23 protein-coding genes are annotated in these 24,021 nt (G+C 63.7%); 8 read left to right on the top strand and 15 right to left on the bottom strand.

Features of this window, described 5'->3' with window-relative positions; all coding sequences use genetic code 11:
- Window positions 1-61: 61 nt before the first annotated feature.
- The 8 genes from pqqD to pedF form a co-directional block, all read right to left on the bottom strand.
- Window positions 62-334, bottom strand: coding sequence for a pyrroloquinoline quinone biosynthesis peptide chaperone PqqD (gene pqqD / locus FS777_RS09445; protein ID WP_058637242.1), 273 nt, complete (start codon window positions 332-334; stop codon window positions 62-64).
- Window positions 335-397: 63 nt separating this feature from the next.
- The gene (gene pqqA / locus FS777_RS09450; RefSeq protein ID WP_003253598.1) at window positions 398-469 is read right to left on the bottom strand and encodes a pyrroloquinoline quinone precursor peptide PqqA; all 72 of its coding nucleotides are present in this window, start codon (window positions 467-469) and stop codon (window positions 398-400) included.
- 119 nt (window positions 470-588) lie between these two features.
- Window positions 589-2,109, bottom strand: a complete 1,521-nt coding sequence (locus FS777_RS09455) for an aldehyde dehydrogenase family protein (RefSeq protein WP_058637424.1) — start codon at window positions 2,107-2,109, stop codon at window positions 589-591.
- A gap of 118 nt (window positions 2,110-2,227) precedes the next feature.
- Complete coding sequence (gene pedH / locus FS777_RS09460; protein ID WP_078478714.1) at window positions 2,228-4,018, bottom strand: PQQ-dependent alcohol dehydrogenase PedH; 1,791 nt, start codon at window positions 4,016-4,018, stop codon at window positions 2,228-2,230.
- Between the two features lie 141 nt (window positions 4,019-4,159).
- The gene (locus tag FS777_RS09465; RefSeq protein ID WP_078478715.1) at window positions 4,160-5,092 is read right to left on the bottom strand and encodes a quinoprotein relay system zinc metallohydrolase 1; all 933 of its coding nucleotides are present in this window, start codon (window positions 5,090-5,092) and stop codon (window positions 4,160-4,162) included.
- Between the two features lie 40 nt (window positions 5,093-5,132).
- Window positions 5,133-5,897 carry a quinoprotein dehydrogenase-associated SoxYZ-like carrier gene (locus tag FS777_RS09470; RefSeq protein ID WP_145255216.1) on the bottom strand — a complete coding sequence of 255 codons (765 nt, stop codon included), beginning with the start codon at window positions 5,895-5,897 and terminating at the stop codon, window positions 5,133-5,135.
- Between the two features lie 9 nt (window positions 5,898-5,906).
- A complete protein-coding gene (locus tag FS777_RS09475; RefSeq protein ID WP_145255219.1) occupies window positions 5,907-6,800 on the bottom strand; it encodes an ABC transporter substrate-binding protein in 894 nt (297 codons plus the stop codon).
- Complete coding sequence (gene pedF / locus FS777_RS09480) at window positions 6,797-7,258, bottom strand: cytochrome c-550 PedF (protein ID WP_058605249.1); 462 nt, start codon at window positions 7,256-7,258, stop codon at window positions 6,797-6,799. Before pedF ends, FS777_RS09475 begins: the two co-directional genes overlap by 4 nt.
- Before the next feature lie 251 nt (window positions 7,259-7,509).
- Between pedF and exaA the strand changes: the two genes are divergently transcribed.
- Window positions 7,510-9,405 carry a quinoprotein ethanol dehydrogenase gene (gene exaA / locus FS777_RS09485; RefSeq protein WP_145255222.1) on the top strand — a complete coding sequence of 632 codons (1,896 nt, stop codon included), beginning with the start codon at window positions 7,510-7,512 and terminating at the stop codon, window positions 9,403-9,405.
- A 62-nt stretch (window positions 9,406-9,467) separates the two neighbouring features.
- Entirely contained in the window at window positions 9,468-10,127 is a 660-nt protein-coding gene (locus FS777_RS09490; RefSeq protein ID WP_058637248.1) for a pentapeptide repeat-containing protein, read from the top strand.
- A gap of 14 nt (window positions 10,128-10,141) precedes the next feature.
- On the opposite strand, the gene FS777_RS09495 is transcribed toward FS777_RS09490, so the two are convergent.
- Complete coding sequence (locus FS777_RS09495; protein WP_058605246.1) at window positions 10,142-10,780, bottom strand: response regulator transcription factor; 639 nt, start codon at window positions 10,778-10,780, stop codon at window positions 10,142-10,144.
- The gene (locus FS777_RS09500) at window positions 10,777-12,060 is read right to left on the bottom strand and encodes a histidine kinase (protein WP_058637249.1); all 1,284 of its coding nucleotides are present in this window, start codon (window positions 12,058-12,060) and stop codon (window positions 10,777-10,779) included. Before FS777_RS09500 ends, FS777_RS09495 begins: the two co-directional genes overlap by 4 nt.
- Window positions 12,061-12,207: 147 nt before the next feature.
- On the opposite strand from FS777_RS09500, the gene FS777_RS09505 reads away from it, so the two are divergent.
- The 6 genes from FS777_RS09505 to FS777_RS09530 all read left to right on the top strand — a co-directional run bounded on the left by FS777_RS09505 (window position 12,208) and on the right by FS777_RS09530 (window position 17,336).
- The gene (locus FS777_RS09505) at window positions 12,208-13,401 is read left to right on the top strand and encodes an ABC transporter substrate-binding protein (protein WP_145255225.1); all 1,194 of its coding nucleotides are present in this window, start codon (window positions 12,208-12,210) and stop codon (window positions 13,399-13,401) included.
- 29 nt (window positions 13,402-13,430) lie between these two features.
- Window positions 13,431-14,420 (top strand): YVTN family beta-propeller repeat protein, encoded by a 990-nt coding sequence (locus FS777_RS09510; protein ID WP_256675163.1) that lies wholly within the window; start codon window positions 13,431-13,433, stop codon window positions 14,418-14,420.
- Entirely contained in the window at window positions 14,417-15,157 is a 741-nt protein-coding gene (locus tag FS777_RS09515) for an ABC transporter ATP-binding protein (RefSeq protein ID WP_145255228.1), read from the top strand. Before FS777_RS09510 ends, FS777_RS09515 begins: the two co-directional genes overlap by 4 nt.
- Entirely contained in the window at window positions 15,157-15,948 is a 792-nt protein-coding gene (locus FS777_RS09520; protein ID WP_058637253.1) for an ABC transporter permease, read from the top strand. Before FS777_RS09515 ends, FS777_RS09520 begins: the two co-directional genes overlap by 1 nt.
- Before the next feature lie 108 nt (window positions 15,949-16,056).
- Window positions 16,057-16,617 (top strand): PQQ-dependent catabolism-associated CXXCW motif protein, encoded by a 561-nt coding sequence (locus tag FS777_RS09525; RefSeq protein ID WP_058637254.1) that lies wholly within the window; start codon window positions 16,057-16,059, stop codon window positions 16,615-16,617.
- 56 nt (window positions 16,618-16,673) lie between these two features.
- The gene (locus FS777_RS09530) at window positions 16,674-17,336 is read left to right on the top strand and encodes a response regulator transcription factor (RefSeq protein ID WP_078478721.1); all 663 of its coding nucleotides are present in this window, start codon (window positions 16,674-16,676) and stop codon (window positions 17,334-17,336) included.
- Here the strand turns inward: FS777_RS09530 and nahK are convergent.
- The 5 genes from nahK to FS777_RS09555 all read right to left on the bottom strand — a co-directional run bounded on the left by nahK (window position 17,325) and on the right by FS777_RS09555 (window position 23,985).
- Entirely contained in the window at window positions 17,325-19,979 is a 2,655-nt protein-coding gene (gene nahK / locus FS777_RS09535; RefSeq protein ID WP_145255231.1) for a hybrid sensor histidine kinase/response regulator NahK/ErcS', read from the bottom strand. The two genes, FS777_RS09530 and nahK, sit on opposite strands and share 12 nt — an antisense overlap.
- A complete protein-coding gene (gene nosP / locus FS777_RS09540) occupies window positions 19,909-21,072 on the bottom strand; it encodes a nitric oxide-sensing protein NosP (RefSeq protein WP_058637257.1) in 1,164 nt (387 codons plus the stop codon). Before nosP ends, nahK begins: the two co-directional genes overlap by 71 nt.
- A 174-nt stretch (window positions 21,073-21,246) precedes the next feature.
- Window positions 21,247-22,437 (bottom strand): porin, encoded by a 1,191-nt coding sequence (locus tag FS777_RS09545; protein WP_078478724.1) that lies wholly within the window; start codon window positions 22,435-22,437, stop codon window positions 21,247-21,249.
- A gap of 259 nt (window positions 22,438-22,696) precedes the next feature.
- A complete protein-coding gene (locus tag FS777_RS09550; RefSeq protein ID WP_145255234.1) occupies window positions 22,697-23,296 on the bottom strand; it encodes a hypothetical protein in 600 nt (199 codons plus the stop codon).
- Window positions 23,293-23,985 (bottom strand): hypothetical protein, encoded by a 693-nt coding sequence (locus FS777_RS09555; protein WP_058637260.1) that lies wholly within the window; start codon window positions 23,983-23,985, stop codon window positions 23,293-23,295. Before FS777_RS09555 ends, FS777_RS09550 begins: the two co-directional genes overlap by 4 nt.
- Between the last annotated feature and the right edge of the window lie 36 nt (window positions 23,986-24,021).

Below are 24,021 nucleotides of genomic sequence, written 5' to 3' on the forward strand. Positions count from 1 at the left end.
AGGTGAGTGCCAGCGTAATGCATCCATCGACGAAAGCAACCAGACCTAGGTGGCATCGTGTTCACTCGACCCAGGCCCTGGCCCTGGCGAGCTCGAGAAAGCCCAGCACGTCCTCCTCAAGACCTTGCACATCGGCAAAGCGCTGACGCAAGCACTCGATGACACCCGCCACGCTGAGCTGACCGTCCAGCAGCTCCAGCACCCAGCCAGCACTGCCGTTCAGTTCGATGACCACGCCCGGGCACTGCAGCACATGCATGCCTGTGCTCGGTTCCCAGCGCAAGCGGGCCCGACGGTGCACTTGCAAGGCTTGCTGACGGGTGATCGGCTCCACGGCCCAGATTGTTCCTGGCGGTTAGAAAGACACCGGCCACCGCGTGGGTGGCCGGAGGGCGGATCAACGGTTGGCGAAGTACATCGTCACTTCAAAGCCAATGCGCAAGTCGGTGAAGGCGGGTTTGGTCCACATGGCGTGTCCTCTTCTTGTGCCGGACGATTCCGGTACAGCCATTAATGCACGGGCAGCCGCAGGGCCAAATGCTACTTTGGAACGAACTCACGGCGCCCATGGACGAGAGTGTCTGGGCCTTAGAAGAAGCCCAGTGGATTGATGTCATAGCTCACCAGCAGGTTCTTGGTCTGCTGGTAGTGGTCGAGCATCATCTTGTGGGTTTCACGGCCCACGCCCGACTTCTTGTAGCCCCCGAATGCAGCGTGCGCCGGGTACAAGTGGTAGCAGTTGGTCCAGACACGCCCGGCCTTGATCCCGCGGCCCATGCGGTAGGCACGGTTGATATCGCGGGTCCACACGCCGGCACCCAGCCCGAATTCACTGTCGTTGGCGATGGCCAGCGCCTCGGCTTCGTCCCTGAAGGTGGTCACGCCCACCACGGGCCCGAAGATCTCCTCCTGGAACACGCGCATCTTGTTGTCGCCCTTGAGCAGCGTGGGCTGGATGTAATAGCCGCTGGCCAGGTCGCCCTGCAGGCGCTCGGCAGCGCCGCCGGTCAGCAACTGAGCGCCTTCGTCCTGGGCAATCTGCAGGTAGGACAGGATCTTGTCGTACTGCTGTTCGGAGGCTTGCGCACCGACCATGGTCTCGGTATCGAGCGGGTTGCCACGGCTGATCTTGGCGATCTTCTTCATCACCTCAGCCATGAACGGCTCGTAGATCGATTCCTGAATCAGCGCCCGCGACGGGCAGGTGCACACCTCGCCCTGGTTGAAGAAGGCCAGCACCAACCCTTCGGCCGCCTTCTCGATGAAGGCCGGTTCGGCCTGCATGATGTCCTCGAAGAATACGTTCGGCGATTTGCCGCCCAGCTCTACCGTCGAGGGAATGATGTTGTCCGCGGCGCACTTCATGATGTGCGAGCCCACCGGCGTAGAGCCTGTGAAAGCGATTTTGGCGATGCGCTTGCTGGTGGCCAGGGCCTCCCCGGCTTCACGGCCAAACCCCTGGACGATGTTGAGCACGCCAGCTGGCAGCAGGTCGGCGATGAGCTCGGCGAAGACGGTAATCGACAGCGGCGTCTGCTCGGCGGGCTTGAGCACCACGCAGTTGCCGGCGGCCAGTGCCGGGGCCAGCTTCCAGGCGGCCATCAGCAAGGGGAAGTTCCAGGGGATGATCTGCCCCACCACACCCAGCGGTTCATGGAAGTGGTAGGCGACGGTGCCCTCGTTGATCTCGGCGGCGCCGCCCTCCTGAGCCCGGATGCAGCCGGCGAAATAGCGGAAATGATCCGCTGCCAGCGGCACGTCGGCATTGAGCGTTTCACGCACGGCCTTGCCGTTGTCCCAGGTTTCGGTGACCGCCAGTACCTCCAGGTTCTGCTCGATGCGATCGGCGATGCGCAGCAGCATCAGCGCGCGGTCCTGCACCGACGTCCTGCCCCAGGCATCGGCGGCGGCGTGGGCGGCGTCCAGGGCCTTGTCCACGTCTTGGGCCGTGGACCGAGGAAACTCGGCGATCGGCTGGCCGTTGACCGGCGAGCTGTTGGTGAAATACTGCCCCGCCACTGGCGGTACGAACTGGCCGTTGATGAAGTTGCCATAGCGTGGCTTGAAAGACACGACGGCGCCTGGGGTTCCGGGTTGTGCGTAGATCATGCTGAGCCTCTGCGGGTCGATGCCTGCCTGCGACAGGCGATACGACGATGGTAAAAAGCCCCGCCTGCCAGGCGAATGCATCGTTGGCAGCGGGGCGCTCGTCATTTGGTAGTAGGGTTCAGCGCTGCGCAGTCGCGCTGGTGCCTTGCAGGTGCTTGGGCAGCTTGAAGGTCCAGAGCATGCCGCCCTGGTTGAAGTCCTTGACCCGCTTGGCCACCTCCCCGCCCCACAGCGGCACTGCGCCCCCCCAGCCGGAGACCACCGAGACGTACTGCTCGCCGTCCATTTCCCAGGTCACGGGTGAGCCGAGCACACCGGAGCCGGTCTGGAACTCCCACACCTTTTCGCCGGTCTTGGCATCGAAAGCCTGGAGGAACCCCTCAGGGGTGCCGGTGAAGACCAGGTTGCCCTTGGTGGTCAACACCCCACCCCACAACGGGGCGTAGTTCTTGTGGCGCCAGACTTCCTTGCCGCTGACCGGATCGATGGCACGCAGCACGCCGATGTAGTCCTCGTTGAGCGGCTTGATGGTGAAGCCTGCGCCCAGGAACGCTGCGCCTTTCTTGTAGGCGATGCCCTCGTTCCAGATGTCCATGCCCCATTCGTTCGAAGGCACGTAGAACAGCCCGGTGTCACGGTTGTAGGCCATGGGCATCCAATTCTTGGCGCCCAGGAATGCTGGCGCGACGAAGACCGAGCTGCCCTTGGCTTCGCTGCCCGGCGCACCCGGGCGACTGGCGTCGTTGTAGAGCGGGCGGCCGTCCTTGTCCAGGCCCGTGGCCCAGGTGATCTTGTCGACGAAGGGGAAGCCGCGGATGAACTTGCCGTTGGTGCGGTCGAGCACGTAGAAAAAGCCGTTGCGGTCAGCCGTGGCGGCGGCCTTCACCTCCTTGCCCCCATCCTTGTAGTTGAACGATATCAGCTCGTTGACGCCGTCGAAGTCCCAGCCGTCGTGGGGCGTGCTCTGGAAGTGCCACTTGATCGTGCCATCGTCCGGGTTCAGTGCCAGGCGCGAGGACGAATACAGGTTGTCGCCGGGACGCAGGTGCGAGTTCCAGGGGGCGGGGTTACCGGTGCCGAACAGAATCAGGTTGGTTTCCGGGTCGTAGTAGCCGCCCAGCCAGGGAGCAGCACCGCCGGTCTTCCACAGGTCGCCCGGCCAGGTCTTGCCGGCTTCACCGCCCGAGATGCCGTTCTCGATGGCCTTGCCGTCCTTGTAGACATAGCCCATGTGGCCCTCGACGGTGGGCCGCATCCAGAGCAACTCGCCGTTCTGCGGGTTGTAGGCCTGGATCTTGCCCACCACCCCGAACTCGCCCCCGGCAACGCCGGTAATGAGCTTGCCGTTGACGATCATGGGTGCAGCGCTGATGGAGTAGCCTTCCTTGTGGTCAGCCACCTTCTTGCTCCACACCACCTTGCCAGTGTCCTTGTTCAGGGCCACCAGCTTGGCATCCAGGGTGCCGAAGAAGACCAGGTTGCCGTACAGCGCAACACCCCGGTTGATGACATCGCAGCAAGGGCGGATATCGTCGGGCAGGCGGGCGTCGTATTGCCACAGTTTCTTGCCGGTGCGTGCGTCCACGGCAAATACCCGTGAGTAGGAGCCTGTGAGGTACATGACCCCATCCTTGATCAACGGCTGCGCCTGCTGGCCGCGTTGCTTCTCCCCGCCGAAGGAGAATGCCCAAACCGGCCGCAACTCCTTGACGTTGCCGGTGTTAAGCATGTCCAACGGGCTGTAGCGCTGGCCCTGCACGCCCAGCCCGTTGGTCACGATCTGCTGGGGGTTCTTGGGGTCTTGCAGGATTTCGGCATCGGTGACGCCGGCATGGGCTGCGCCGGCGAGCAGCAAGGCGCTGAACACAAGGCTCAAGGCAAACACGGGACGGCATGGAGTACGGGTCATGGCAGTACCTTTGGCTTTTTGTTATGCCGGGAAATTTTCCCGGTGTGGCGGGAATTCTTGTTCCCGCCCTGGCTGCCAGCAATTGACCGCAATACGCAAAACCCTAGTTCCTTGGTACAAGAGCACTAGGCCTGGCCGTTATCAGGGCCTGAGATCCACCCGTTGCATTACCTGCTTTTCATAGCGCGGGTACAGGTGGCTGACACTTCGAATCAGCTCATAGCGCGTCAGGCTGATCGCGGCAAACCGCTCAGGCACAGGGCTGCGGATCAGCTCGACCATGTCGGCCCCCCGCTCGGCGCCCTCGCGCATCAGGCCGTCCAGCCAGCCCAGGTAATCGTGCATCTGGACAAAGGGCCTGGTATCGCTTGCGACAGGGCCATGGCCCGGTACCAGTTGCTTCCAGGGCAAGGCCTGCAACGTGTCCAGGTCACGCTGCCACACGTCCAGCCCCGGGCTGTTGGGCGTGGTCAGGGCGCGCTCGTAGAACACCAGGTCGCCAGCGAACAGCACGCCGGTCGTTTCATCGAAAATGGCCAGGTCAGCGCCGGTATGCCCTGCCAACCCCAACAGGCGCAATCGATGCCCGCCCACTTCACGCACGCCGGGTTGAATCACCTCGGTCGGCAAGAGCACTTCGGTGCCACGCATCCAGTCGCCGACCAAACGGTACATGTTCTCGGCCATCGCATCGCCCTGCTGGCGCAACAGCTCGGTCGTACCGGCCAGCGCAGCGATCGGCACATCGGCGAATGCCTGGTTACCCAACACATGATCAGGGTGGTGGTGGGTCAACAGGACTTCGATGACAGGCTTGTCCGTAACCCCGGCGATGGCCTGGCGCAAGGCCTCCCCATAGCGCTTGGATGGCCCGCTGTCGATCACTACCACGCCAGTGTCGGTCACGATGAACGCCGTGTTCACGACATTGCCGCCGTTGGCCTTGGCGAAATTCTCGGTGCTACCTTCAAGCACCCAGGTGCCCTGGGCGATCTGGCGCGGCGCCAGCCGGTAGTCGAAGTCGGCCAGCGCCGGCAGGCACACGCCCAGCAGCAAGAGCATCATCCATCGCATCAGGTGCCTCCTGTTGAGCATGAAAACAAGCCAGTCACGTTCAGGGCACGGCGGCTTCGAACCGATTGCCGCTGTTATCCTGCAGCACCAGGCGGGTAAGCCCTGGTGCGCGCACATCGAACCCAAGGCTTGGGTTTTCACTCACCGCCGGATAAAGCACCAAAGCCGCCAACCGCTGCCCATGTTCATCCAGCAGCTCAGCTTGGTTTATGAAGAATTCCGGAATCCCGCTGACCAGGCCATTGTCCATGGGGTGAGCGATCTGCAGGCGCAAGCGGCTGCCTTCCTGGCGCCGATAGCGCCCGCCGAGCACTTCACCCAGATGCTCCTCCCACCCTGGCTGGGTGCGCACCACGCTGGGTGCGGTGCAACCTCCACCGGCTGCGTCGACCAGGGCCGACCCCACATGCCAGATGCCGTCGCGGGTCAGCGCAGCTGCTCGTAACGGCGTGGCCTGCTCGACCCGAATGCGCACCGACAGCCAAGGCATGACCTGTTCCCCTGGTTCGAAGTCGACGATGCGCGGCAATGGATTGAGCTCGGCCCAGGCCAGAATCCGCACCACATCAGGCAAAGCCCTGGCATCGATCTCCAGCGGGACCTGGCGGGCATCCTCGGCAAAAGGCGGCGCCAGCAGTTTGACCCGATCATCGAAGACGAACGGCGCCTGGTTCAGGATCTGCTTGTGGTAGAACGCCCACATCACCGAAGGGACAGGGTCGGCATTGCTGGCGGGCGCGTCGCCCAGCCCATGAGTCGACCAGCTCAGGATGCACAGCAGCCCCAACCCCGCTCGCCAGTTCATCGCTCGCTCCTATTGGTACATCTCCGGGACCTCATAGCGCAGCCCGTAGTGCGCGTAGAGCGCCTGCATGCGACCCTCGCGGATCATCGCTTCGAGGGTTTCTTCCAGGGCGTAGGCCAGCTGCCGGTTGCTTTCATGCACCGCCATTCCGATTTCCCACACCTGCTTGCCCAGGCTGGGGTAGGCGTTTTCGGCCACCTGCAGATGCGGGTTGCGGGCCTGGTGCAGTTGCCAGTCCACTTCACCGCGCATGGCCATCACCGCATCCACCTCGCCTTGGCCCAGGGCCGCAAACGCCCGCTGCACGCTGGGGTAGTGGCGTGCGCTGGCACGCAGTAGCCCGTCGAACACCGATGTCAGGTAGAACGAAGGTACGCTGTCTACCTCGACTCCGACCGGGTGGCCCTTGAGTGCCGCGATACTGCCAACCGACGGCAGGCGCCTGCGATCGAACGCCACCTGCCAGCGCTCCTGCTGGTAAGGGCCGAACATCACCACCTGGCCATTTTCCAGCTCGCCCAGTTCGTTGCGCTTCTGGGTATACGCCTGGTCGTAAGGCACGCGCATCATCACATCGGCCAACTGCTGGTGACGCAGCGGACTCGCTCGCCAGATGTAATCGCGCAGGTCGTCGTCGAGCTTCTCGCCAGGCGGCGCCCAGATCAGCTGGAGCCGCACGCCCATCGCGTCGGCAAGCGCCTGCGCCAGCTCCACGTCCACCCCACGCGCCTGGCCATGGTCCTGGAAACTGTAGGGGGCAAAGTCCTTGTAGACCGCGACCTTGAGCTCGCCTGCGGCGATGATCGAATCGTAATTGCGCACCTGCCCCTGCACCGCCGCCCCCCACAGCAGCAGGCCGGCGATGGCGCAAAGCCTGGCTGCCCAGGGGCGCACGACGTTCATTCGTCCACGTGTACGCTGTCCAGGTAGGTGCGCACCGCCCATAGCGCTTCCTGGCTCAGGTAGTCCGCCATCTTGGGCATGTACACGCGGCCATCGCGCACGGCACCGTGACGCACACGTTCGACAAACCATTCATCGCCCGCTTCGCCGACGTCGAGCATGCGCAGGTCAGGTGCGATGCCGCCGGACTTGGCTTCCAGACCATGGCACGCTGCGCAGTTCTGGTTGTACGCCGACGCGCCGATTTCAACCGCCTTGTCGTGCTCGGGAGACTCCCGGTAAGGGTTGACCGCCGCCCAGCCATCGGCATCCAGGCTCACGCCGGCATCCTTGATCGGGGTCAGCCCCTGGGTTTCCACCGCCTGAGGCACCACGTTGCCGTGGGCCCAGGCCGACCCGGTCAACACGGCACCGGCCAACAGGCCTGCAGCAAGCACGACGTTGCGTTTGATTGTCATTGTTATCCCCTCACGGTTGCACGCAAGGCCTCAACCACAGAGGCCGTGCCGCCATCTTAGAAACCGCAGCGCCGACGCCGTATGCTGCTTTGGTGGTCGGGTGTTCGTTCCTTGGTAGTAGGGCTTGCGACGAAGTGCGAAAAGAGGTTGGCGCTGGGAAGTTTTCCCGGCCACGGCGGGATTTTCTCCCTGTTGCGCAGCGCCCAGGCGGACCACGCTGTGCGGGCCAAACTCCACAGGGAATCGCAACCATGACAACAAGATCGCTACCCGCCCCGTCTCCCCTGGCCCTGAGCGTGAGGGCCCTGCTGCTGGCCGCAAGCCTGGCCACCGGGACAGTGGCCACGGCGGCCACCACAAGCCCGGCACCTGCCAGCAAGAACGTGATCTGGGAAGACATCGCCAACGACCACCTCACGCCCGGCGATGTGCTGCAATACGGCATGGGCACCAACGCCCAGCGCTGGAGCCCGCTGGCCCAGGTCAACGACAAGAACGTGTTCAAGCTGACCCCGGCCTGGTCCTACTCCTTTGGTGACGAAAAGCAGCGTGGCCAGGAGTCCCAGGCCATCGTCAGCGACGGCGTGGTGTACGTTACCGGTTCCTACTCGCGGGTATTCGCCCTCGATGCCAAGACCGGCAAACGCCTGTGGACCTACAACCACCGCCTGCCGGACAACATTCGTCCGTGCTGCGACGTGGTCAACCGTGGCGCTGCCATCTACGGCGACAAGGTCTATTTCGGCACCCTGGACGCTCGGGTCATCGCGCTGAACAAGAACACAGGCAAGGTGGTGTGGAACAAGAAGTTCGGCGACCACAGCGCCGGCTACACCATGACCGGGGCGCCCGTGCTGGTCAAAGACAAGACCAGCGGCAAGGTGCTGCTGATCCACGGCAGCTCGGGCGATGAATTCGGTGTGGTGGGCCAGCTGTTCGCCCGTGACCCGGAAACCGGCGAGGAAGTGTGGATGCGCCCCTTCGTGGAGGGCCACATGGGCCGCCTCAATGGCAAGGACAGCACCCCCACCGGCAACGTCAAGGCACCGTCCTGGCCGGATGACCCGACCACCGAAACCGGCAAGGTGGAGGCCTGGAGCCATGGCGGCGGCGCACCCTGGCAGAGCGCAAGCTTCGATGCCGAGACCAACACCATCATCGTCGGTGCCGGCAACCCCGGCCCCTGGAACACCTGGGCACGCACCGCCAAGGACGGCAACCCGCACGATTACGACAGCCTCTATACCTCCGGCCAGGTGGGCGTGGACCCCAGCACCGGCGAGGTCAAATGGTTCTACCAGCACACCCCCAACGACGCCTGGGACTTCTCTGGCAACAACGAGCTGGTGCTGTTCGACTACAAGGACAAACACGGCAAGGTGATCAAGGCCACGGGGCATGCCGACCGCAACGGCTTCTTCTACGTGGTCGATCGTAACGACGGCAAGCTGCAGAACGCCTTCCCCTTCGTCGACAACATCACCTGGGCCAGCCACATCGACCTCAAGACCGGCCGCCCCGTGGAAAATCCAGGGCAACGGCCCGCCAAGCCGCTGCCGGGCGAAACCAAGGGCAAGCCGGTGGAAGTGTCGCCACCCTTCCTGGGCGGCAAGAACTGGAACCCCATGGCCTATAGCCAGGACACCGGGCTTTTCTACATCCCGGGCAACCAGTGGAAAGAGGAGTACTGGACCGAGGAGGTGAACTACAAGAAAGGCTCCGCTTACCTGGGCATGGGCTTTCGCATCAAGCGCATGTACGACGACCACGTAGGCACCCTGCGTGCCATGGACCCGACCACCGGCAAGCTGGTGTGGGAACACAAGGAGCACCTGCCGCTGTGGGCCGGGGTGCTGGCGACCAAGGGCAACCTGGTGTTCACCGGCACCGGTGACGGTTTCTTCAAGGCGTTCGACGCCAAGACCGGCAAGGAGCTGTGGAAATTCCAGACCGGCAGCGGCATCGTTTCCCCGCCCATTACCTGGGAGCAGGACGGAGAGCAGTACATCGGCGTCACCGTCGGCTATGGCGGCGCGGTACCGCTGTGGGGTGGCGACATGGCCGAACTGACCAAGCCAGTTGCCCAAGGCGGTTCGTTCTGGGTGTTCAAGATACCGAGCTGGGACAACCCGACCGCTCAACGTTGACCGACAGCGGGGTGCGGTCTGGCTGCGCCCTGCCCTTTTCCGTCTGCCCAGAGAGCTCGATCATGACTTTTCTACCCCTGGCCTTGTTGCTGGCCGTCACACCCGCGATGGCGCTGGCCACTGACATCGACGACAGCGACACGCCGTTGAGCATCAACGGCTGCGTGATTGCCGAAGCCAGCCAATGCCCCGGCGCCGACCTGCGGGGCGCCAAACTGGCCAACCAGGACCTGCGCAAGATGAACCTGGCCGGCGCCGACCTGCGCGATGCCGACCTGCGCCACGCCCGGCTGGACCTGGCCAACCTCGAAAAGGCCCGATTGCAGGGCGCCAACCTGACCCGCGCCAGCCTGCAGCAAAGCAACCTGCGCTTGGCCAACCTAAGCAGCGCACGGCTGATGGCCATCCAGGGCTGGGGGCTGTTCGCCCAAGGCGCCCAGTTCGCCAACGCCGACCTTAGCGCCGCCTACCTGCAATTCGCCCGGCTCTCCGGTGCCAGGATGCAGCAGGTCAACTTGCAGGCTGCCGACCTGGAAATGGCCTGGCTGAACAAGACCGACTTGCGCGGCGCTCAGCTCAATGACGCCAACCTCCAGGAAGCCAAGCTCGGCCAGAGCAACCTCGAACAAGCCCATCTGGAGGGCGCGCGCCTTCACTACGGCAACTTCCAGGACGCCAACATGCAAGGCTGCACCGGCTGCCCAGCCACTTGGGAACATTGACCTGCAGAACTTGGCTACCCCGCTACACGTACCAGACCTAGGTCGATACCCACGTGCACCAGTTCAGCATGGGAGCCGACCTGCAGTTTGCTCTTGAGCGTGGTCAGGTGATTGGAGACGGTCTTTGCGCTGATGCACAGCTGCTCGGCGATCGACCGGGCTGGTGTGCCACGAACCAGCATCACGAAGATTTCCAGTTCACGCTGGGTCAGGCGTTGCAGCCTGGGATCACAGGCATCGTGCGTCGTGCTGCAGGCCAGCTGCGTGGCCAGCCCCTGCTCGATGTAGGCGTGCCCGGCAAGCACGCGCTGTACGGCCTCGACCAACACTTGCGGGGCCGAGTTCTTGGTCAGGTAGCCGGCGGCGCCGGCGTCCAGCGCCTGGCGTACCAGTGGCAGCTCGTCATGCATGCTGAAGAACAGCACCCGCAACTGCGGCAGGCGCTGGCGCAGGCGTCGGGTGGTTTCCAACCCACTGATGCCGGGCAGGCCGAAGTCCATGATCACCAGGTTCGGTACCTGCTCCTGCACCCGGGCCAGGGCTTCTTCACCGCTGGCAGCCTCGCGCACCTGCATCGCTGGCAACACGGCGCGCAACAGGCTGGCGTAGCCCTGGCGGACCACGGCGTGATCGTCGACCAGCACGATATTCATGACACCTCCAAAGGGATCGTCAGGGCCAGTGCCCACCCGGCACCGGGATGGCTGAGTATGCGCAATTCACCGCCCAGGCTGCGGGCGCGCTCGGCCATCGAATGCAGGCCTACCCCTGGGCGTCCAGGCTGGCTGGCACCACAGCCATCGTCGCGAACCAGCAGGCGCAGCCCGTTGGCGCCGCGTTGCAGGCGTATCCGCACCTGACGGGCGCGGGCATGACGGGCGACGTTGGTCAGCGCTTCCTGCAACAACCGGTACAGATGCGTGCGTCGAGTGGGTGACAGCGCCGGCAACTGGGCGCCGACCAGCAACTGGCACTCGATGGCCTGGCTGGCACGCCATTGGCTCACCAACTGGTTGAGCGCCTCCGCCATGGGCAGGTGCTGCAGCGCAACCGGATACAAGTCCCGTACCAAGGCGCGGAAACCGAACTGCAAGCCTGCGCAATTGCTTTCCAGCGTCTGGGTGGTTTGCCGCACCTGCTCAGGCTGGTGGGCACACAATTGCAACAGGCACACCTGGGCGCGGATGCCGGCCACGTACTGGCCCAGGTCGTCGTGCAACGCCTGAGCCAGTCTGGTCCGCTCCTGCTCCTGAACCGCCAGCAAAGCGCCAGTCAGTTGCCGGTTGTCGGCCTGGGCCTGCTCGATCGCCGCAGCCATCTGGTTGAAGTGCCCGGCCAACTGGCGCGCTTCCGGGCCACCGGTCTCTTGCAGGCGCACGTCCAGCTGACCTCCCGACACCTGACGCAATGCACACAGCAGCGCGGCCAGCAGCCGCAGCCCGCGCCGCACGGCCCAACTGATGGACAGCAGGCTCAGGGTCAACGCGACAACACAGACCGCCAGCAACTGTTGCAGCGAATCCCAGACTTCGTCCACCTCATCGCGGGCGTCCACGCTCAGCGCGACGCGCCGGCCGTCATCGAGGGCCAGCAGGCGCGTGCTGTCGTAGTACTTGCCTGCCAGCACCGCGCCCAACCAGCCATCGAGCCCGGCCGCGGACGGCACCGACGCTTTTTCAACCTCGCCAGGGACCAGCCACTGCACGCGCACGTGGCGCAGGTGCTCGGTCAGCGTAGGTTCCAGGCTCGCCGGATTGTGGCTGGCGGCTTGGGCCATGTACGCCATCACCGCTTCGGCCGACTGCAACTCCCGTTTCACATCGGCTGATGCCTGATGCAGCACAACCCCCGCACAGGCTAGGGTCAACACCGCGAAACAGCCGGTGACCCACAGGTTGATACGCCATAGGGCAGACAGATTGGCAGCGAGCATGACCGGACTCCAGGGTAACTGCTGTCATCCTAGGGCCCGGCGCGGGCGCATCGGCTACTACCTTGGTAGCGGCTGGGCGCTACTTTCTGCATATTCCCCGGCCCCGGCAGGCTTTCTATGCTGGCGCCATCTGCCGTGGAGTGCGATATGCGCCAGCCTGCCCACCTTGTCCTGACCTGCCTGCTGACCTTGCTCGCGCCGACGGTTTGGGCGCAAGACCAGCAGGCTGACACCCGGGCTGCGAGCGCGTTGTACATCCGCATCGGCTACCTGGGCTATCGTCCTGACAGCGGGCCGCTGTTGTCCAACATCCTGCCTGAACCGGACGATGCCGGCCTGCAAGGGGCGCAACTGGCCATTGCCGACAGCAACAGCACCGGGCGGTTTCTCAAGCAGCAGTTCGAGCTGGTCAGCGCCCGTGCCGACTCCGCCGAGCAACTGCTGCATGCTGCCCAGGCCCAGCATGGGGAAGGCGTTCGGTTGTTCGTCGTCAATGCGCCGGTCGCCAGCCTGCGGGCCTTGTCTGTGGCCCTGCCCGACAGCCTGCTGTTTAATGCCGGCAGCCCGGATGACGCCGTACGCAGCACGCAGTGCCTGGGCAATGTGCTGCACGCCCTGCCTGGGCGGGCGATGCTGGCCGATGCGCTGGTGCAGTTTCTGGTGCTGCGCAAATGGCAGCGCGGCTTGCTGATCGTCGGGCAGACCCCGGACGATGAAGCCTACGCCGCCGCACTGCGCCGCGCGGCGAAGCGCTTTGGCCTGCACCTGGTGGCCGAGAAACGCTGGACGTTCGACAACGACCAGCGCCGCAGCGCCCAGGCCGACATGCCGCTGTTCACCCAGGCGCGCGAATACGACGTGGTGCTGGTGGCTGATGAACGTGGCGACTTCGGCGAATACGTGCCCTACCAGACCTGGTTACCCCGCCCGGTCGCCGGCACTCAGGGCTTGACGCCCACTGGCTGGCACATGACCGTGGAAACGTTCGGCGCCGCGCAATTGCAAAAACGTTTCCAAGCGCAGGCCGGCCGCTGGATGAACGACCGTGACTTCGCAGCCTGGATGGCCGTGCGCAGCATCGCTACGGCGGTCAGCAAGCTGGGTGAAGCCAGGCCCGAGGCCTTGCAGCAGCTGCTTGTCAGCGAACAATTGCCACTCGATGGCTTCAAGGGGCGCAAGCTCAGCTACAGGCCCTGGAATGGCGAGCTGCGCCAACCCATCCCCCTGGTGCAGCCCAGGGCCCTGGTCAGCACCTCACCGCAGGAAGGCTTCCTGCACCCTTCCAATGAGATGGACAGCCTGGGGTTCGACAAGGCCGACGTGACCTGTACGTACCCCTGACACGCCCACACAATAACAAGGAACCTGCCATGCGCCGCCTCCCCTCACTACGCAGCCCGCTGTGCGCCCATCTGCTGCCGGCCGTGCTGGCCATAGCCTGCGAGCCTACCCTGGCCGCCACCGCCTGGGTGTCCAACGAGAAGGACAACACCCTGAGCCTGATCGACCTGCAGACCCTGACGGTAACCGACACCCTGCCCGTCGGCCAACGCCCGCGCGGCCTGCTGCTGTCACACGACAACAAGCTGCTGTACATCTGCGCCAGCGATTCGGATCGGGTGCAGGTGATGGACGTGGCCAGCCGTACCCTCGTCAAGGAACTGCCCTCAGGCAAAGACCCCGAGCAGTTCGCCCTGCATCCCAATGACCGTTGGCTGTACGTGTCCAACGAAGACGATGCCCTGGTCACGGTCATTGATACCGTAACCGACACGGTACTGGCCCAGGTGGAGGTGGGCATCGAACCTGAGGGCATGGCCGTGAGCCCGGATGGCAAATGGGCGGTCAATACCAGCGAAACCACCAACATGCTGCACTGGATCGACACCCAGACCCAGACCCTGGCCGACAGCACGCCGGTGGACCAGCGCCCGCGTTTCGTGGAATTCAGCCAGGACGGCAAACACCTGTGGGCGTCGGCGGAAATTGGCGGGACCGTCACCATCCTGGACGTGGCTTCGCGCCAGGTCCTCAAGACCCTGAACTTCGCCATCAAGGGTGTGCACCCTGACAAAGTCCAGCCGGTGGGCGTCAAGCTCAGCGCCGATGGCAAGTACGCGTTCGTGGCGCTGGGCCCGGCCAATCATGTGGCGGTGGTCGATGCCAGGACATTCGAGGTGCTGGACTACCTGCTGGTGGGGCGCCGCGTCTGGCAGCTGGCCTTCACCCCTGACCAGCAGCAGCTGCTGGCCACCAATGGCGTGAGCGGCGACGTGTCGGTGATCGACGTGGCCAGCCTCAAGGTGCTCAAGTCGATCAAGGTCGGCCGCTACCCATGGGGTGTGGTGGTCACGCCATGAACGCACTGCACGTAACGGGGGTCAGTTTCGCCTATGGTCAGCGCGCAGCGCTCAGGGACGTGACCTTCAACCTGGCGCCGGGCCACTTTACCGCCTTGCTGGGGCCCAATGGCGCCGGCAAGTCGACCCTGATTGCCTTGATGACCTGCCTGTATGACTTGCAGCACGGCGATATCCAAGTATTGGGCTGTTCGCTGCGCCACCAGCCGCGGGCGGCCCTGGGCCAGTTGGGCGTCGTGTTTCAGCAGAGCACGCTGGACCTGGACCTTGGCGTGGAGCAGAACCTGCGCTATCACGCGGCGCTGCATGGCCTGCCCCGACGGGAAGCCCAGCGCCGCGTGGACGCCGAGCTGGCCCGCCAAGGGCTGGGGGAGCGGCGTCGTGACCCTGTGCGCGAACTCAATGCCGGGCACAGGCGCCGCGTCGAAATTGCCCGGGCCTTGCTGCACGGGCCCCGCCTGTTGCTGCTCGACGAAGCCAGCGTGGGCCTGGACCCGGCCAGCCGGCAGGCGCTCAACCAGCACGTACGCGATTTGTGTCGTGGCGATCAGTGCTTGAGTGTGCTGTGGACCACCCACCTGCTCGATGAAGTGCAGCAGGCCGATGACTTGGTCATCCTGCACCAGGGTCGGGTGGTGGCAAGTGGGCCTGCCGAAGCCATGATGCAGCCCCACGGCGGCGACCTGGGCCGGACATTCGCCCATCACACGCGGGACATGGCCGGAGCACCCACCTGATGAACGCCTACTGGTACTGCTTCAGCGGCATCCTCATGCGTGAAGCACTGCGCTTCATACGCCAGCGCACACGCCTGTTCAGCGCACTGGTGCGCCCTTTGCTGTGGCTGGTGGTATTCGCTGCCGGGTTTCGTGCGGCACTGGGCATCGCCATCATCGAGCCTTACGACAGCTACATTCCCTACGAGGTCTACATCGTGCCGGGGCTGGCCTGCATGATCCTGCTGTTCAATGGCATGCAGGGTTCGCTATCGATGGTCTACGACCGGGAGATGGGCAGCATGCGGGTGCTGTTGACCAGCCCGCTGCCCAGGGCTTTTCTGTTGTGCAGCAAGCTTATGGCGACGTCGCTGATCTCCGTGTTGCAGGTGTACATCTTCCTCGTCATCGCCTGGCTGTACGGCATTGAGCCCCCGGTCGGCGGCCTGGGGCTGGCCCTGCCCGCAGTGCTGCTGGTGGGGTTCATGCTCAGTGCATTGGGACTGCTGCTGTCCAATGCCATCCGCCAGCTGGAGAATTTTGCCGGGGTGATGAATTTCGTGATCTTCCCTCTGTTCTTTCTGTCGTCGGCGCTTTATCCGCTGTGGAAAATGCAGGAGGCCAGCCAGTGGCTGTACTGGCTGTGCGCGGTCAACCCGTTCACCCATGCCGTCGAGCTGGTGCGCTTTGCGCTCTACGAGCGGCTGAACCTGCTGGCGCTGGCGGTATGCCTGGCGCTGAGCGTGCTGTTCACGCTGCTGGCCATCGTCACCTTCAACCCGCAGCACGCCGCCCTGCGCAAGCCACGGTGAGCCAGGCCCTCGCCTCTACTACTTTGGTACTGCCCAGGGTGTCTATGGTCGCATTCACAAAGCCACGGCACTGGCATGTAATGCGCCTATAACAAGAAGGAACAGACCATGCCACGTGCCCTCCAAAGGCTGCCCCTGCGTTTGCTGGCCGCCGCCTCGCTGAGCCTTCTGCTGGGCCATGCCCAGGCCGACACCCCACCGACGTTCACGCCAGATGGCTACCGCGCCACGCTGTACCGCAGCCCCACCCCACCGCAGGTCGAAGGTGGCAGGGTGATAGACACTGCCGCACTGCAGGCGATGATGCGGGGCCATCCGGCGCCTGTCCTGATTGACGTTTACCGCCGTCAGTGGCTGCATGAACGCTTCATCGAAGATGAACCCCATGCCAACCTGCCCGGTAGCCTGTGGCTGCCCAACACCGGGGACGGCGTGCTCAGCCCAGACTGGCAACGTTACTTCGAGCATCACCTGCGTCTGGCCACAGGGGGCGAGCCTCAGTACCCCGTCGTTTTCTACTGCCGGGCCGATTGCTGGTTGAGCTGGAACGCGGTAAAACGCGCAGCACACCTGGGCTACACCAACCTCTACTGGTACCGCGACGGGCTCGACGCCTGGCAACAGGCCAACCTGCCCGTGCAGGCGGCCCAGCCAGCACCGTTTCCCTGACCGGGCCCTTGCCCCTGCGCGCTCAATCATTCAAACAAGAACAAGGTGAATAGGCCATGTACAAAATCTTGATCGCCGACGATCACCCGCTGTTTCGCGAAGCGATCCACAACGTCATCAGCGACGGGTTCCAGGGCAGTGAAATCATGGAAACCGCTGACCTTGACAGCGCGCTGACCCTGACCAAGGACCATGACGACCTGGACCTGATCCTGCTCGACCTGAACATGCCGGGCATGCATGGCCTGAACGGGCTGATCACCTTGCGCAACGAGGCACCCACCACCCCGGTGGTAATCGTCTCTGCCGAGCAGGAAAAGCAGATCGTGCTGCAAGCCATCACCTATGGTGCGGTGGGCTTCATCACCAAGTCCTCGCCGCGCGCGCAGATGATCGAAGCGATCGAGCAGATCCTCAACGGCAATGTGTACCTGCCGCCGGATATCATCCGCGCGCAGAAAAGCAGTAGCCGCCGCTTGAGCGATGCCCCAAGTTTCCCGCCGGAAATGCTCCAGGCCCTGACCCGCAAGCAGTTGCTGGTGCTCGAGCGCATGACCAAGGGCGAATCGAACAAACAGATCGCCTATGCCTTGGACATCGCCGAAACCACGGTCAAGGCCCACGTCTCGGCCATCCTGCGCAAGCTGAACGTGCACAACCGAGTACAAGCCATCCTCAGCGCCGGCGACATCGACTTCGCTGACTACCTACGACGTTGATCCCTTGAGGGCCCGGGTGGCCAGCAAGTGGCTCATGGCAGTCTTGAGCTTCATGGGTCGGATGGGCTTGTGCATCAGCGTATGGCCTCGCTCGCGGATCTGCTGCTTGAGTTCGTTGCTGTAGTTGGCGGTGATCATCAGCGCCGGCAGCGCCCTGGCGCGGCGGGCATTGATGCGTGCAACGGCATCGACCCCATTGCAATCGTCGTCGAGGTGATAGTCGGCAATCAGCAGGTCGGCATCGGCGTGGTAGTTGTCCACCTGGCGGGCCAGGTCCTGCTCCGACAGTGCCGTGATCACGCAACAGCCCCAGCCTTCTAGCAACGTGCGCATGCCGGCACAGATGGCAGCGTCATTGTCCAGCACCCACACCCGGGCCCCGCGCAGGCACTCGAGCATCGACTCGCACACGGCATGCTGGGCCCTGGCAATCGGGGCGGTGGTGCTCAATGGCACTTCCACACTGAATACCGACCCCTTGCCGGGCCGGGAGCGCACGGCAATACGGTGGCCGAGGATGCCCGCAATCTTCTCGACGATGGCAAGCCCCAGGCCCAGGCCGCGGTCCTGATCCGGCCGCTGCACGGCGCCACGCTTGAATTCCTGGAACATTTCCTCCAGGTGCTCCTCGGCGATGCCGATACCGGTGTCCCACACCTCGATGCGCACGCGACCCGGCTGGCGGCGACAGCCCAGCACCACGCGTCCGCTTGGGGTGTAGCGAATGGCGTTGCTGAGCAGGTTGCGCAGAATGCGCGCCAGCAGTTGGATATCGCTGCGCACCACGACCGAGCAGCCTATGAAGTGCAGGGCCAGCCCTTCGCTGCGGGCAACCTGGGCATATTCTGCTGCCAGGTTGTCCATCAGCTCCGCCAGGGCGAAGGGTGCCACGTCGGCCGTGATGACACCGGCATCGAGCTTTGAGATGTCCACCAGCGTTCCCAGCAGGTTCTCTACGTCTTCCAGGGAGTTGCTGACGTTACGCACCAGCTGTGCACTGGCCTGCGGATCACGGCGCTCGAGCAAGGCGCTGGTGAACAAGCGCGCCGCGTTCAGGGGCTGCAGCAGGTCATGGCTGACCGCGGCGAGGAACTTGGTCTTGGACAGGTTGGCCTGGTCAGCCTCATGCTTGGCCTCGCGCAAGCGCGCCTCGGCACGTCGCCGCTCCTCGATTTCCCTCAGCAATTGTTCGTTGAGGCTGGTCAACTCGGCCGTACGTTCCCTGACCCGCAGCTCCAGGTGCTGATAAGCCTGGTGCAACGCCTGGGCGGTGTTGCGCCGTTCGGTGATGTCACGGATCAACACGAAGATACCCACCACCTCGCCAGAGGCCAGCCGGTTTGGCACATAGGAGCGCAGCATGTGGCGCTCCTGTCCGCTGATGTTGGTTTCCGGGAATTCGAACGTAACGCTCTCCCCTGCCAGCGCCTGCGCCACGTAGGCTTCCAGGCGCTGGTAGTGCTGTTCGCTATGGGCCTGGCGCAGGCTCTGGCCCAGCATCAGCCCACTGGGCCAGCAGTACCACTGCTCATAGACCTTGTTGGTGAACTCATACACCAGGTCGGCGTTCAGGTAAGCGATCAGCGCCGGCACATGGTCCGTGATCAAGCGAATCCAGCGCTCGCTTTCACTCAGGGCCTTGGCATGCAGGTAGCGTTCGGTGATGTCGGTAAAGGTGTTGACGAATCCGCCAGTGGGCAGTGGGTGCGTGCGGATCTCCAGCATGCGCCCGTCGAACAGGCGTTGCTCGCACTCGTGCACGACACGCCCGCTGTCGTCGCGGCTTTCGGGGGTGAGCAAGCGCAGCTCGCTGTCGGCGATCACGTCGGCGAAGGGACGGTGGGCGGCAACCGGAGCCAGCCCGCTCAGCTCCAGGAACCGGCGGTTCCACAACTCCAGCACACCGTCCGCGTTGACCATGGCCACGCCCTGGGACAAATTGTCCACCGCCCGCTGCAACAGGTGCGATTTCTGCGCCACAGCCTGTTCCCGGCGCAGGGTTTCGCTGAGTTTGACCTCGGTGATGTCGGTGAACAGGATCACCCGGCCACCCTCGCAGGTGGGCCGCTCATCGACCTGCAGCCAGCGGCCGTTGTGCTGTCGGTACAACAGGTGTTCGTCGGTCGGGCTGCGCGGCTCCTCGCTGAACAATCCGCTGCTGGTCATCAGCCTGCGCACTTCGGCCAGGCGCATGCCGGGAATGATGCGCACGCGGCGGTTTTCCCAGAAGGCCTTGAAGCGGCTGTTGCACAGCACCATGCGCAGGTTTCGGTCGAACAGGATGAATGCATCGGAAATGCTTTCGATGGCATCGATCAGGTGCTGGTGCGCGGTTTCGGCGCGCAGACGCGCCTCGCTGAGCAGCTGGTTGCCCGCCTTGAGCTCGGCCATGGCCTGATTCAACGCGTCTGTACGTTCGCGCACCTGCTCGGCCAACACCACCGAATGCTGGAACGCCGCATAGGGGTCGCTGCCGCGCGTCACGCCCGACTCGATGCGCTCGATCAGCGCGGCGTTGATCCGCTGCAGCTTGCGGTTTTCGTAGCGAAGCTGCGCCAGTTCGGCCTGCACCTCATCGGCCGGGGCGGGTTCGGTTGCGGGCAATGGCAACCCCGGTGAAGGTCTGGTTGATATGCATGCCATTGAACTGTTCTCCATAGGTGTTGAAGCCCATCACCCGCTGCTCACGCAGAAAATCGCCCACCGCTTCAAGACTTTGCTGGGTCTCAAGCTCCAGGCGGCGCAGAAAGCAGTCGCAACCGATGGTGAGCAACAGCGGACCCAGGCGCTGCTGCAGGCCATCGAACAAATCCTGCAGGTTCGGCAGCAACGGGCCAGGCGTCATGGGCGTGAGCACGATGCCGTTCTCTACCGCACAGTAAAAGCTCAGGCTCAGATCCGCATGTACCTGCTGGATGGCCCGCACGTAGTACCGATCGTGCATGCGCACCGCGAGCGGGTGGGCGGCAAACAGCCTGTGGTCCAGGGCGCTGACCGGCACCCCGATATGGCGTGCATATTCTTCGGCAGCAGGCTCGGCATTGAGCTCATAGACCCGCCGCTGGGCGCTGTCGGCGCCGGTGACCACCAGTTTTTCCTGCCGTGGCTCAAGGTGGTGGGTGGTGAACACTTCGAAGTCCAGCCAGGTATTGACCAGCACCACCACGGCAGCACCGTGGTGAAACGCCCCGCCGTAGAAGACGTGGGTCCGGGTCAGGTAGTTGTCGTCCCCGGCCGAGCCACCAAAATGCGGGATATCGCCCAACGCTGCGCTCAGGGCCGCCAGCACCGTTTCTTCACGGCTGGACAAGCCATCGAGCAAGGTCAATGCAAAGCTGTGCCCCTTGATTTGGGCCAGGGCATTCCCACGACAGCTGCCGACCAGTCGTTCGACCATCTGCTGGGCGTCGATCAGGCTGAAACGGTCCATCTCGTCGATCAGTTCGGTGGCGATGGAAAAGTGCCGGTGATCAAAGCCCACGGCCGTCACGCAACTGCGCCCATAGCCCAGCGGTGTGATCTCCCCTGCACTGGTGCACCCTACCAACGGTATGCCGCCAAAGCTTTGTTCAAGGGCCTGGCCCAGGGCCTGCAGGTCGTACTCGGCGGTGCAGAAGAACAGCACGAAGCCCAAATGCGGATGCAGCAGTTGCCGCGCAAGCTCCTGTGCCGCCACGCGTGCATCGCTGGCCTGGGACATGGCGCTGACCACGCCCTCGTTATGTGCTTGCTGCATCGGGATCTCCGGCAAGGGCTGGCTGAGCGCTGAGTGTACGAAGCGTGGGCTGGGGTTCGAATGCTACTTGGGTCGCGGGTGCACGCTTCGTTGGGCGTAGTCGGCACAGGAGCCTGACCCTGAGGGTTTCGAATACCGCGCAAGCCCGTTGAACACCGGGCCTGCGCCAGATCGCTACCAGGTCAGCACCGCACCCACGGCGAAGGTATCGGTGTCTTCGTTCTGCGCGCGGGTGTCATGGCCCTCAATGGAAAACTGGTTGTACTCGGCCACCAGCTTGAGGTTGTCGTTGATGTCATGAAACAGCGCCACCCCGCGGGTTTGATAATCGGCACCGCTGCCTACCGCGCCGTTGCCGTCGTCCTTGGTCTTGCCGTAGGAAAGCGCAACCCGGTTCTTGCCGACCTTATAAGAGGCTTGCAGCAGGTAGCCTTCGCTGTCCACGTTGCGCAACACCGGCTCGCCCGCATTGTTGGTGAAGAACGGGTTGATGCCCTTGGCCTGGAAACCGGACCCAGTCAGGGACAGCCCGCCCAGCTTGGCTTGTACGCCGTAGCCAAGGCCTTTGGAAGTGACTGACCGCACCGAGTCGTCGGTGTTGTCGGAGGTCTGGTAGCTGCCGTTTAGCCAGCTGTAGATCTGCGCGCCTGCCAGGTCGAACTGGTAGGTGATCTCGGACTCGGTGCGGGGGTTCTTCTGGTAAGCCTTGCCCGTGGGGCTGCTGTCGTTGGTGTCGACCGGGTCCATGATCCCCACGGCGATCCGCAGGCCCTCCATGACCGGGGTACGGTAGGTGATCTGCGAGGTCGGGAACGGGTATGGATAGCCGCTACCGATGTTGCCAAACGACACCCCACCGCCATCGACAAGACCCAGCGTGTCACTGACCTGGCCGTAACCGGCGAGCAACTCGTCCAGCAGGATGTTCGAACGGGCGAACAGCCCGAAGTCCTTGCCGATGAGCACCTCGCCCCATTCGGGGTTGGCTACGGTGCCGTAGAACTGCCGGACATCGATGGCCGTGTCGGTACCGTTGCTTTCGCTGTCGTTGATGGTGACCCAGAACGAGGCACGGGCACCGAGCTTCAGGTCGTTGACCTGCTTGCCCATGTTGAAACCCAGGTAGTTGGGCAGGAAACCCATTTTCACCCGGGACTGACGGCGGTCGAATTGTTCACCTTCGCGGTCGACCTTGCTGTTGACGTAGAACGCGTTGATATAGCCGTCGGTGGAAAAGGTGGTCTGATTCTGGTCGTACAGCATGATCTCGGCCTGCGCCAAGGGGCTCAGGCTGACAGCCGCGAGGCTGGCGATGGCAACTGCCAGGTACTGAGTCGGCAGAGACTTGTTTTTGTTGTTGTGCATGGCGCGCTCCAAACGGGGACAGAGTGTCGGAGGCGATTATCGAAAGGTGGGTAGCGCTCAGAAACGGTGCTTTGGCGCAGTCTTGAGCCTGCTTGCGAAGGGCGTGCAAGGCCCGGTGGTTTGGGACCACTACGGGCTGTGCCGGGTCGTGCGACCTAGGGCTTACGCATCAATGATGGACACCGAAGACCGGCAGGCAGGTAGCCAAGCGTATGAATGGGAACGCCTACCAGCTGTGGCCTGCCTGGCCTCTGGCGGGTCAGGAAGCGAGCATCGATCCGCGCTGCGCACGTGCTGTGCTAAAGCGATGAGGTTGCTGCCAAGCCAGCATGGCCTGAACATCGGTAGCCGCTTGCTTGACCTTCTGCGTCCATTGGTCGTCCTGGGGGCACACCACTACCACGCGAAAACCATGTTCGAGCCCCTCGAGCCGTACACCGTCGGAGTCGTCCACATGCAGGTCGATGTCGAACGCCGAAGGCAGCTTGGACGGGGAATTGACCAGCCCCCGCTGGCCCAGCATATGCTGGTGGCGGTCGCTGTTGACCACGCCATCGACACGGATGCCGTACAGCAGCAACCAGCGGCGGATATAGGCCGGCGTGCGGCCGGACGATGTGTAGATCCACACGCTGCAACCCTGGTGGCGCAGGTCGCTGATCAGTTCGCGGGTACCGCTGCGCAGGGGCTCGCCCAGCCAGCGGTGGATGAAGCTCGGCAGCCGATTCGGCTCGGCTTCGGCGTGTTCGGGCAGGCAGGCCAAGGTATCGTCGATATCGAACGAGATGCGCACTTGGGCTTGACGTGTAGCGCTGTCGAGCACCGCTCGGCAGCGCTGCCAGGCTGATCCGCGACTCATCGAAGGCTCCTCTCGCGCAGGGGGGTTGGCAGGAAAAACGTGTCGGGCGCCGGTGCATGGGCTTCCAGGAACGCGGCGTACTTTTTCTTGATCTTGGGCAGCTCGTACAGCGCCTTGACGCCATGCTTGGCCGAGTTGCGGATGACTGACGAAGGATTGAAGTAGCCTTCGGCGTTCTCGAGCGACAACACGAATGGCGGCAAGCCTGCGCGCATCAGCAGATAGCTGACGATCAGCGAGCCGGTACGGTTATTACCTTCGATGAACAGCTGCGGCTTGCTGAGGATGCGCACGTATACACCGGCAGCCCGCTTCCATACCGAATCGCTGCCATAACCGCAGTACCAGTTGTACAAGTCCTTGATGCCGCCTTCGACGTTGTTGAAAAAATGGGCTTCGGTAGCGGCCAGGTGCGCGGCGAACTCCTCGCGACGGGCGGCGTCGCTGCCACAGAGCACGGTGGCATTGATTTCCAGCATCAGGTTCACCTGCTGCAGGTGAAACAGGTCGATGCCGCGCGCCACATAGTGATCGACCAGCGCGTAGCCCTCCAGCACGTTGCACAGCACCTCGTCCGTGAACGGGTCGCGAGGCTCGGTGAAGTGGCGGCTGAGCTCGGCAAAATGCGCCTGCACTTGGCGCAGGGCGTGCTCGACGGCATTGAGATCCAGGCGGGGTGTCGCTGGCATCGGATGTCCCTGAGTACGGTATTCGAGTAAAGGCAG

The sequence above is a fragment of the Pseudomonas sp. DE0157 genome (assembly GCF_007678615.1).
Classification (GTDB): Bacteria; Pseudomonadota; Gammaproteobacteria; order Pseudomonadales; family Pseudomonadaceae; genus Aquipseudomonas; species Aquipseudomonas parafulva_B.

Excerpts from the sequence above, each read along its gene's own strand:
- FS777_RS09510 (WP_256675163.1), top strand. The coding sequence starts at position 13,431 with ATGCGCCGCCTCCCCTCACTACGCAGCCCGCTGTGCGCCCATCTGCTG.
- FS777_RS09455 (WP_058637424.1), bottom strand. The coding sequence starts at position 2,109 with ATGATCTACGCACAACCCGGAACCCCAGGCGCCGTCGTGTCTTTCAAG.
- FS777_RS09500 (WP_058637249.1), bottom strand. The coding sequence starts at position 12,060 with ATGCTCGCTGCCAATCTGTCTGCCCTATGGCGTATCAACCTGTGGGTC.
- FS777_RS09465 (WP_078478715.1), bottom strand. The coding sequence starts at position 5,092 with ATGCGATGGATGATGCTCTTGCTGCTGGGCGTGTGCCTGCCGGCGCTG.
- FS777_RS09490 (WP_058637248.1), top strand. The coding sequence starts at position 9,468 with ATGACTTTTCTACCCCTGGCCTTGTTGCTGGCCGTCACACCCGCGATG.
- FS777_RS09530 (WP_078478721.1), top strand. The coding sequence starts at position 16,674 with ATGTACAAAATCTTGATCGCCGACGATCACCCGCTGTTTCGCGAAGCG.
- FS777_RS09475 (WP_145255219.1), bottom strand. The coding sequence starts at position 6,800 with ATGAACGTCGTGCGCCCCTGGGCAGCCAGGCTTTGCGCCATCGCCGGC.
- FS777_RS09545 (WP_078478724.1), bottom strand. The coding sequence starts at position 22,437 with ATGCACAACAACAAAAACAAGTCTCTGCCGACTCAGTACCTGGCAGTT.
- FS777_RS09525 (WP_058637254.1), top strand. The coding sequence starts at position 16,057 with ATGCCACGTGCCCTCCAAAGGCTGCCCCTGCGTTTGCTGGCCGCCGCC.
- pedH (WP_078478714.1), bottom strand. The coding sequence starts at position 4,018 with ATGACCCGTACTCCATGCCGTCCCGTGTTTGCCTTGAGCCTTGTGTTC.
- FS777_RS09520 (WP_058637253.1), top strand. The coding sequence starts at position 15,157 with ATGAACGCCTACTGGTACTGCTTCAGCGGCATCCTCATGCGTGAAGCA.
- FS777_RS09515 (WP_145255228.1), top strand. The coding sequence starts at position 14,417 with ATGAACGCACTGCACGTAACGGGGGTCAGTTTCGCCTATGGTCAGCGC.
- nosP (WP_058637257.1), bottom strand. The coding sequence starts at position 21,072 with ATGCAGCAAGCACATAACGAGGGCGTGGTCAGCGCCATGTCCCAGGCC.
- exaA (WP_145255222.1), top strand. The coding sequence starts at position 7,510 with ATGACAACAAGATCGCTACCCGCCCCGTCTCCCCTGGCCCTGAGCGTG.
- nahK (WP_145255231.1), bottom strand. The coding sequence starts at position 19,979 with ATGGCATGCATATCAACCAGACCTTCACCGGGGTTGCCATTGCCCGCA.
- pedF (WP_058605249.1), bottom strand. The coding sequence starts at position 7,258 with ATGACAATCAAACGCAACGTCGTGCTTGCTGCAGGCCTGTTGGCCGGT.
- FS777_RS09555 (WP_058637260.1), bottom strand. The coding sequence starts at position 23,985 with ATGCCAGCGACACCCCGCCTGGATCTCAATGCCGTCGAGCACGCCCTG.
- FS777_RS09550 (WP_145255234.1), bottom strand. The coding sequence starts at position 23,296 with ATGAGTCGCGGATCAGCCTGGCAGCGCTGCCGAGCGGTGCTCGACAGC.
- FS777_RS09495 (WP_058605246.1), bottom strand. The coding sequence starts at position 10,780 with ATGAATATCGTGCTGGTCGACGATCACGCCGTGGTCCGCCAGGGCTAC.
- FS777_RS09470 (WP_145255216.1), bottom strand. The coding sequence starts at position 5,897 with ATGAACTGGCGAGCGGGGTTGGGGCTGCTGTGCATCCTGAGCTGGTCG.
- FS777_RS09505 (WP_145255225.1), top strand. The coding sequence starts at position 12,208 with ATGCGCCAGCCTGCCCACCTTGTCCTGACCTGCCTGCTGACCTTGCTC.